The sequence below is a fragment of the Pseudomonas sp. UBA6753 genome, from assembly GCF_002453565.1.
Classification (GTDB): domain Bacteria; phylum Pseudomonadota; class Gammaproteobacteria; order Pseudomonadales; family Pseudomonadaceae; genus Aquipseudomonas; species Aquipseudomonas putida_Z.
This window is the reverse complement of sequence record NZ_DKHD01000044.1, coordinates 11,538-20,181: the sequence shown is the minus strand read 5'-3', so window position 1 is coordinate 20,181 and position 8,644 is coordinate 11,538. Positions and strand designations below refer to the sequence as shown.

9 protein-coding genes and 1 pseudogene are annotated in these 8,644 nt (G+C 63.1%); 7 read left to right on the top strand and 3 right to left on the bottom strand.

Annotated elements, in window-relative coordinates:
* Window positions 1-22: 22 nt before the first annotated feature.
* Together B2790_RS17375 and B2790_RS17370 are read right to left on the bottom strand one after the other, a co-directional pair.
* A pseudogene (locus B2790_RS17375) lies at window positions 23-215 on the bottom strand (MFS transporter); the annotation flags it as partial.
* Window positions 216-240: 25 nt separating this feature from the next.
* Window positions 241-705, bottom strand: coding sequence for an Lrp/AsnC family transcriptional regulator (locus B2790_RS17370; protein WP_081742284.1), 465 nt, complete (start codon window positions 703-705; stop codon window positions 241-243).
* A gap of 119 nt (window positions 706-824) precedes the next feature.
* Here B2790_RS17370 and B2790_RS17365 point away from each other — a divergent pair, with 119 nt between their 5' ends.
* The 3 genes from B2790_RS17365 to B2790_RS17355 all read left to right on the top strand — a co-directional run bounded on the left by B2790_RS17365 (window position 825) and on the right by B2790_RS17355 (window position 2,924).
* Window positions 825-1,544, top strand: a complete 720-nt coding sequence (locus B2790_RS17365) for an AzlC family ABC transporter permease (protein WP_274119987.1) — start codon at window positions 825-827, stop codon at window positions 1,542-1,544.
* Window positions 1,541-1,843: an AzlD family protein gene (locus B2790_RS17360; protein WP_025339581.1), complete on the top strand. Its 303-nt coding sequence runs from the start codon at window positions 1,541-1,543 to the stop codon at window positions 1,841-1,843. The genes B2790_RS17365 and B2790_RS17360 overlap by 4 nt, the downstream gene beginning before the upstream one ends.
* A 205-nt stretch (window positions 1,844-2,048) precedes the next feature.
* On the top strand, window positions 2,049-2,924 hold the full coding sequence (locus B2790_RS17355) for a universal stress protein (RefSeq protein ID WP_085619411.1): 876 nt from the start codon (window positions 2,049-2,051) through the stop codon (window positions 2,922-2,924).
* A gap of 242 nt (window positions 2,925-3,166) precedes the next feature.
* Here B2790_RS17355 and B2790_RS17350 read toward each other — a convergent pair whose 3' ends face one another.
* Complete coding sequence (locus B2790_RS17350) at window positions 3,167-3,643, bottom strand: Lrp/AsnC family transcriptional regulator (protein ID WP_274078533.1); 477 nt, start codon at window positions 3,641-3,643, stop codon at window positions 3,167-3,169.
* 107 nt (window positions 3,644-3,750) lie between these two features.
* On the opposite strand from B2790_RS17350, the gene B2790_RS17345 reads away from it, so the two are divergent.
* The 4 genes from B2790_RS17345 to B2790_RS17330 all read left to right on the top strand — a co-directional run bounded on the left by B2790_RS17345 (window position 3,751) and on the right by B2790_RS17330 (window position 8,498).
* Window positions 3,751-4,596 carry an EamA family transporter gene (locus tag B2790_RS17345; protein ID WP_084785337.1) on the top strand — a complete coding sequence of 282 codons (846 nt, stop codon included), beginning with the start codon at window positions 3,751-3,753 and terminating at the stop codon, window positions 4,594-4,596.
* A 201-nt stretch (window positions 4,597-4,797) separates the two neighbouring features.
* Window positions 4,798-6,024 (top strand): MFS transporter, encoded by a 1,227-nt coding sequence (locus B2790_RS17340; protein WP_286919317.1) that lies wholly within the window; start codon window positions 4,798-4,800, stop codon window positions 6,022-6,024.
* Between the two features lie 166 nt (window positions 6,025-6,190).
* A complete protein-coding gene (locus B2790_RS17335) occupies window positions 6,191-8,032 on the top strand; it encodes a potassium transporter Kup (RefSeq protein WP_249352881.1) in 1,842 nt (613 codons plus the stop codon).
* A 145-nt stretch (window positions 8,033-8,177) separates the two neighbouring features.
* Window positions 8,178-8,498, top strand: coding sequence for a hypothetical protein (locus B2790_RS17330; RefSeq protein ID WP_015270018.1), 321 nt, complete (start codon window positions 8,178-8,180; stop codon window positions 8,496-8,498).
* Window positions 8,499-8,644 lie beyond the last annotated feature (146 nt).

The window sequence follows — 8,644 nt, the reverse complement described above, 5'->3', positions numbered from 1 at the left end:
GGTCAAGACGGTATCTACAGGATTACCTGTCAGCAGACACTGGCTGCTTCAGCAGCAATACGTAGGCCATCGCCGCCACCGCCGCGACCGCCGCACTGATCAGGAACGCCGAGGCAAACGACCCGGTCTGCGGTGGAGCTGGCCATGTTCACGCTGAACAACGCGCAGCACAGCAGGGCCACGCTGAGCATGAAGCCGCTGCCGAACAGCGCGGGGTCGTGATGCGAGCGGCCCTGGCTACTACACCGGCAGCTCGGTGGTCAGCTTGATCTTCTCCATCGGCACTTCGGTCTTGACGTTCTGCACCACGCTCAGGCTGGTCAGGTGCGCGATCTGAAAGCGCCGATAGGCCTCCAGGTCCGCCGCCACCACCCGCAACAGCAAGTCGCAGTCACCCGCCATCACATGGCACTCCACCACTTCGGGCAACTGGCGCACCGCCTCGACGAACTCGTCGGTGGTTTCCTGGTCCTGGCGCTTGAGCCACACCCGCACGAACAGGGTCAGACCCAGCGCCACCTTGGCCGGGTCCACCAGCGCCACGTAGCGCTCGATCACCCCGGCCTCTTCCAGCAGGCGCACCCGCCTGAGGCACGGCGAGGCAGACAGCCCAACCTGTTTGGCCAGTTCCTGGTTCTGTAGCCTGCCATCGCGCTGCAGTGCTCGCAGGATACGTCGATCGATAGCGTCGAGCTTGATTGGCATTGAAGAACCTCAAATTGCCAGTTGCCAGTAGCAGATGCCAAATCTTCCAAGCTCCGGTGCAACTACGCAAGCCAATTCCAGCAATACATTGGAATAATTTACCTCCACTGGAGGTGCCCATGAATACCCTTGAACCTGTACTGAACGATCCCCCCACCGCCACGCCGGAAAGCGAACTGCGTCGTGGCGCCACGGCCGCCTTGCCGGTGCTGCTGGGTTTCATCCCCTTCGCCCTGGTGCTCGGCGCCCAGGCTTCCCGGCAGCAGCTCGCGGCAGGCGAAGTGGCGCTGATGACCGGGCTCAACTTCGGCGGTGGCTCGGAGTTCGCCGCCATCGAGCTATGGACCTCGCCGCCGGCGGTCCTGGTGATTGTCGCCATGACCCTGCTGGTCAACAGCCGCCACCTGCTGATGGGCGCGACCCTGGCGCCGTACCTGCGCCACCTGCCGTTGCCAAAAGCGCTCGGTGCCTTGTTCTTCATGTGCGATGAGAGCTGGGCCATGGGCCTGGCCGATGCGCGCCAGCGCGGTAGTTTCAGCCTGCGCTACTTCATGGGGGTGTCGCTGTGCCTGTGGGTGACCTGGGTCGGCTTCACCAGTCTTGGCGCGCAGGTCGGGCCGTTGCTTGGCGACTTGCGCAGCTATGGCTTCGACATGGCCTTCGCCGCCGTCTTCCTGGTGCTGCTGAAAGGCATGTGGAAAGGCGTGCACGCCGCCCTGCCCTGGCTGTTCAGCCTGGTCACCGCGGCGCTGTTCTACCTGCTGATCCCCGGCGGATGGTACGTGCTCGCGGGCACCGTGGCTGGCCTGGTCAGCGCTTACCTGTGGGCCAAGCCATGATCGACGTCGCTACGCTGGTCACCATTGTGGGCATGGCGGTGGCCACCTACCTCACCCGTGCGCTGGGCTTTCTGCTGTTGCGCAACCGAACGCCAGGGCCGCAACTGACCCAGGTGCTGAACGCCGCGCCAGGCTGCGTACTGATCGCCGTGATCGCACCCAAGTTCGTTTCCGGCCATCCGGCTGACCTGATTGCGCTGGGGCTTACCGTGTATGCGGCTTCACGGTATTCCATCCTGCCAGTGGTGGTGTTTGCCATTGTCGTGACGGGGGTGTTGCGGGGGCTGTTGCCAGGGTGACTCACCTGGACATGGATGCGGTCAACTCAAGAGCGGTGACGGTACTCACCTCGTCACCCTCACTCCATTGACGCAAATCAAGCCGCCGCCCCTGGTTCGCGCGACGATGGCTGTCAGCAAGGAACGAATCGAAAACCGCCATGCGCATTGTGCTCAAGGCCATCGCCATCGATCACCGTGCGCGGCTTTGGACAAGGAGCCCCACATGAGCCCGCTGAATCACGTACTGGTAGCCACCGACCTGTCTACCTCCGCCCGCAACGCGGCAGAGCGCGCTGCGTACCTGAGCAAGGAGCAACAGGCATCGCTGGACCTGCTGTACGTTGCCAACCCGGCCCCCTTCGAGCGCCTGAAACAGCTGGTGGCACCGGGTGACGACCTGCTGAAGCGCGTGCTGGATACCGCTGGAGAAAAGATTCGCGCACTGGCTGCAATGCTGTTCCAGCGCCATGACATCGCCGCTGGCGTGCAGGTCGCGCACGGCTCGGTGACCACGGAGATCACCCGTGTGGTGCAGGATAAACGCAGCGACCTGCTGGTGTGCGGGGCGAAGGGCCAGAGCGTGGCGCGGCGCCTGCTGCTGGGCTCCACTGTGCAGAAGATGCTGAACCGCATGCCCTGCCCTTTGCTGGTGGTCAAGCAGGCGCCACGCGATGCGTACCGGACCTTGCTGGTTGCAGTTGATTTTTCGCCTTCGTCACTGCGCTCCATCGAACTGGCAAAAGCCATTGCCCCACAGGCCGAGATCATTCTGTTGCATGTGTACGAAGCGCCGTTCGAAGGCAGCATGCGCTTCGCCCACATCGACCATGACACGCTTGCACACTACCGCAATGTCATCCGCAAAGATGCGGTGAAGCAGCTCGCGGCCTTGAGCGAAACCGCCGGAGTGGCAGATGCTCGGCAGATCGTGGTGCATGGCGACCCTGGCTGGCGGATTGCCGAGCAGGAACAACAGCTGGAATGCGACCTGATCGTGGTTGGCAAGCAAGGGGAAAGCGCGCTTGAAGAGCTGCTGATAGGCAGCGTCACCAAGCATGTGCTGAACGAATCCCAGTGCGATGTGCTGGTGTCGCCATAGGATGCAGGTGATGTGGAGGACGCTTGCGTGTCCTCCACCGAAGCCCGCGCCATCTACCGCGGCGCCTGCTTCGCGGGCTCGCCCGCTCCCACATGGATCGCGCTGGCCTTCAGGTTGTGGGCACGACTGTTGCGCCCTCAGTTTTTTTCTGGCTTCAAGCGCCACGCAAAACCTGTGGGAGCGGGTTCACCCGCGAACACGGGCGAAGCCCGTGCCATCCACCACGGCGCCTGCTTCGCGGGTCAGACCGGAACTGACAACCCGACCTTGACCTTGTCCAGGACAATCAGCGTCCGATAGGTCAGGATGTCCTCGTTATCCGCAAAATGCAGCCTGACCAGCTTTTCGAAATGCGCCACATCACGGGCAAGCATGACGATGATGAACGAAACCCCGCCGTTGACGAAGTAACACTGCTGTATCTCCTCGACATTGGCGAAGTACCGCTTGGCGCGGTCCATCACCAGGGATCGGTCGTCCCGCAAGCGCGATTCGACAATGGCGGTAATCATCTGGCCGACACTCTCCGGGGCGATCACCGCAGTGTTGGCGACGATCATCTCGCTTGCCTCCATTTGGGCGATACGCCGCTGTACAGCAGGCGTGGACAGGCCGATTTCCTCGGCAATCGCTCGCTGGGAGGTTTTGTTGTCGCGCTGAAGCAGCCGCAGAATCGCATGATCGAAGCCGTCAAGCGGGCGGCTGGTGGAGTCACTCATTTTCGGGTTCCAAAGAAAGCAGTTCGCTCATCAGGGGGCTATTTTCACAGCAATTCCTTCGAACGCCGAGCCCTAAAATTGCGTCTCGTATGTCGCTGGAGACGAGCGTGGACTCAAAAAGTGTTGGAGCATTCGCTCCTGTCGGCGCTGCCATCGCCGCCCTGGTGTCTGTGCAGACCGGTGCTGCCTTGGCCAAGACCCTGTTCCCACTGGTCGGCCCCGAGGGCGTGGCCGCACTGCGGCTAGGCCTGTCAGCCGTGATCCTGCTGGCCGTGCTGCGACCCTGGCGCATCTGGCAGCAGGCGAACATGCTTCACCTGCTGGGCTATGGCGTGATGATGGGGCTGATGAATCTGCTGATTTATCGGGCATTCCTCTACATACCGGTTGGTATCGCGGTGTCCATCGAGGTGATCGGCCCTCTGGGGGCTGCCTTGTTGTCTTCCCGACGTCGAATCGACCTGCTCTGGATCGCCTTGTCGGTCGCCGGCCTCACCTTGCTGCCCTGGGGTACGGATAGCCATGGCCTGGACCCGCGCGGGGTGTTGTACTCGCTCGCCGCTGCACTGGCCTGGGGGCTGTATGTGATGCTCGGCAGCAAAGTGGCGGTTCACGGCAAGCAGGCGGTCGCCACCGGGATGTTGTTCGCAGCGTTGCTGGGTGTACCCTTAGGCGTTGACCAGGCAGGTACCGACCTGCTGGCGCCCTGGGTGCTCACGGTAGGCCTGGGCGTCGCCCTGCTCTCCAGCACCGTGCCCTTCCTGCTTGACATGTATGCGATGCGGCACCTGCCGCCTAGCATCTTTGGCGTGCTGCTCAGCGCTTCACCCGCAGCCGGGGCCATAGCCGGCTGGCTGATCCTCAATGAGGTGCTGACGCTGCTCCAGTGGCTGGGCATTGCAGCGATTGCCCTGGCCTGCGCAGGCGCTGCGCTGGTTGGCCAGCGCCGCTGAAAGCTTGCTTGCGGAACCTGCAGCATTACTCTCCCTCCAACAGCGGGCGCTCTGCGCAAGGCGTTTCATCGATTGCGCTGATGATTACTATCAAGCGACCCGCATGTTGGCCTGGCAAAAGCGCCCCCTATAATCGCCAGCTAATTTCCCCCGCTCCTTGCGCCTGCTTCAGGCGACATCCCTCTCTTGGAATCCAATACCATGCCAAGTGCCAGCCAGGCCCCTAGCGGCCTCCCCGAACATGATCAACAAAGCGTCAGCCAGCAGTGGCTGGCAATCCTTTCGGTCGCCGTCGGCGCCTTCGCCCTGGTGACCAGCGAATTCCTGCCGGTGGGTGTACTCAACGATGTCGCCAGCGACCTCGGCATCAGTGCAGGCCACGCCGGCCTCATGGTTACCCTGCCCGGCATCATGGCCGCCCTCGCCGCCCCGCTACTGTCGGTGGGCATTGGCGCCCTGGACCGTCGCTACCTGCTGATCGGCCTGACGCTGATCATGATCATGGCCAACGCGGTGGTGGCCTACGCCAGTGACTTCAACCTGCTGCTGTTCGGCCGCGTGCTGCTGGGCGTGAGTATCGGCGGCTTCTGGGCGACGGCCATTGCCCTCAGCGGCCGCCTGGCGCCCAAGGGCGTGGGCGTAGCCCAGGCCACCTCGATCATCATGGTCGGCGTAACCCTGGCCACCGTGCTGGGCGTGCCGGTAGGCACCTGGTTGAGCGGCCTGATGGGCTGGCGCATGACCTTTCTGGTAACCGCGCTACTGGGCGTACCGGTGCTGCTGGCGCAGATCCTGTTGCTACCGCGGCTCAACCCGGACAAGGCCATTCGCATCAGCGACCTGCCGGCCCTGTTCGTCAACCCACAGGCGCGGGTTGGCCTGATCGCCGTGTTGCTGATCGGCCTGGCGCACTTTGCCGCGTACACCTATGTCGCGCCCTTCTTCAAACAAAGCTCCGGCTTCGATGGGCCGACCATTGGCTCGTTGCTGCTGCTTTATGGCGTGGCCGGGGTATTCGGCAATATCTTCGCCGGTTTCGCCGCCAACCGCAGCGTACGTCACACCCTGCTGCTGGTAGCGTTGATGATCGGCACCAGCACTGCCCTGTTCCCTCACTTCGCCACCGGCATGACCGGTGCAGCGATGCTGATCGGGTTGTGGGGCTTCGCCTTCGGCGCGTTCCCGGCCTGCGCCAGTATCTGGATGTTCGTCGTCGCGCCCAAGGATGTCGAACGCGGCATGCCGCTGTTCGTCGCCATGTTCCAGGTGATCATTGCGCTGGGTTCGTTCTTCGGCGGGCGGATCGTCGACCAGCTGGGCAGCTCGGTGCTGCTGAGCCTGGCCACAGCCCTGGTGGGCTGCGGTTTCGCTACGGTGCTGGTGCTGGGGCGTAATGTCAGCAACAGCCTGGCGGCGCAACCTGGCTGATTTTTTACGCTCTTTTTACGGCTGAGCCGACAGACAGAAGGAATACTGGGCGCGCGATGCTCAGGGATGGCATGCATTTCTACCCGCCAGTCCAGAGAAGCCCTTCGTGAGCCAGTCCACCGTCATCGCAAATCAATCCGTTCCCGGCAAGTCCAACCCCATCGGCATGCTCGTCGCCGCTGTCGGCGTGGTGTATGGCGACATCGGCACCAGCCCGCTGTACACCCTCAAGGAAGTGTTCGCCGGGCACTACGGCGTGCAGGCCAACACCGCCGGCGTACTGGGTGTGCTGTCACTGGTATTCTGGTCGTTGCTCTGGGTGGTGTCGCTCAAGTACGTACTGTTCATCCTGCGTGCCGACAACCAGGGCGAAGGTGGCATCATGGCCCTGACCGCCTTGGCGCATCGGGCGGCGGCGCCCTACCAGCGCCTGGGCAGGATACTGGTGCTGCTCGGCTTGTTCGGCGCCGCGCTGTTCTACGGCGACAGCATGATCACCCCGGCGATCTCCGTGCTATCGGCCGTCGAGGGCCTGCAACTGGCCTTCGACGGTATCGAACATTGGGTCGTGCCGCTGTCGGTGGTGGTGCTGGTGGCGCTGTTCCTGATCCAGAAGCACGGCACCGCGCGCATCGGCATCCTCTTCGGGCCGATCATGGTGCTGTGGTTCGTCGTACTGGGTGCGCTGGGCCTGCACGGCATAGTCCAACGCCCAGAGGTGCTGCAGGCACTTAACCCGCTCTGGGCGGTGAAGTTCTTCGTGCTGCACCCGGGCATGGGGGTGGCGATTCTGGGCGCGGTGGTGCTGGCGCTGACCGGCGCCGAAGCCCTCTACGCCGACATGGGGCACTTCGGCCGCAAACCCATTGCCCGGGCCTGGTTCCTGCTGGTGCTGCCCGGCCTGGTGCTGAACTACTTCGGCCAGGGCGCGCTGATCCTCGGCGACCCGCAGGCAGTGCGCAACCCGTTTTACCTGCTGGCGCCCGAATGGGCCCTGCTACCCATGGTCGGGCTTGCCACGCTGGCCACCATCATCGCGTCCCAGGCCGTGATCTCCGGTGCGTTCTCGTTGACGCGCCAGGCCATCCAGCTGGGTTACGTACCGCGCATGTTCATCCAGCACACCTCCAGCGAGGAACAGGGGCAGATCTACATCGGCATGGTGAACTGGGCACTGATGGTTGGCGTGGTGCTGCTGGTGGTCGGCTTCGAGTCGTCCGGGGCGCTTGCGGCAGCCTACGGCGTAGCCGTGACCGGGACCATGCTGATCACCACGCTGCTGGCCTCGGCAGTGGTGCTGTTGCTGTGGAAGGCACCACGCTGGCTGGCGGTGCCGATGCTGCTGGCGTTCCTGCTGGTCGACAGCCTGTATTTCGCCGCCAATGCGCCGAAGATCCTCCAGGGCGGTGCATTTCCGGTGATTGCCGGCCTGGCACTGTTCACCCTGATGACTACCTGGAAGCGCGGGCGACGGATGATCGTCGAGCGGCTGGACGAAAGCTCGCTGCCGCTGGACCTGTTCATTACCAGCCTCAAGGCCCAGCCGCCTCACCGCGTGGGCGGTACGGCCGTGTTCCTGTCCGCCAGGCCCGAGGCGGTGCCTCACGCCTTGCTGCACAACCTGCTGCATAACCAGGTACTGCATGAACAGGTGGTACTGTTGACCGTCGTGTTCGAGGACGAGCCACGGGTCAGCGCCGGCAAGCGCTTTGAGGTCGAGGCGTTTGGTGACGGTTTCTTCCGCGTGAGCCTGCATTTTGGCTTCATGGAGGAACCCGACGTGCCGTTGGCGCTAAGCCGCTGCCAACGTGCGGACCTTGAGTTCGGCCCCATGCGCACCACCTATTTCCTCAGCCGGGAGACGGTCATTGCAGGCAGGCAGATGGGCATGGCCCGCTGGCGGGAGCACCTGTTTGCCTTCCTGCTGAAGAATGCCAACAGCAACCTGAAGTACTTCAAGCTGCCGCTGAACCGGGTGATCGAGCTTGGCACTCAGGTCGAGATCTGAACAGTCGTGAAGCTTGAGGCTGCCTGGTACTGAAAGGGCCTGGCAGCCGCTTCATCGAACGGCTGCGCACTGCGGAACTTAAAAGGCAACCTTATGTCGTATCCGCACTCAAGCTCCCCCCTGCGCCTTCTGGAGGCGAACAAACATGAAAAAAACCCTGGTAGCCGTCTTTACCTGTGCCCTGGCGCTCGGCGCAACTGCATTGTTGCCTGCCGATGTCTCGCCGATTGGTTCCGCATATGCCAAAGGTAATGGCAATGGCGGCGGCAAAGGTGGGTTCAACGGTAATGGCGCCGGCTACGAGAGTGATCATGCCGGCAAGGCCACGCGCAACCATGGCGAGAGCGGCAATCACTATGGAAGCCTGCGCAATGATGACAACGGCCGTGGCACAACCCGGTCCGGCATTGCCCATTCCAAGGAACACAACAAGGCCGGGCGCTCCTCTTCGAAGCATGATCGATAACTGAAAGCGCACATGGCGTGCCCTCGAACCGGGCGATGCGGTTGATGGCACCGGCTGCGCCGGTGTTCGCGGGCTCGCCCGCTCCCACAGGTATGGCGCATTCCTTCAGCTGGTGAGGTCCCTGCGGGAGCGGGCATGCCCGCGAA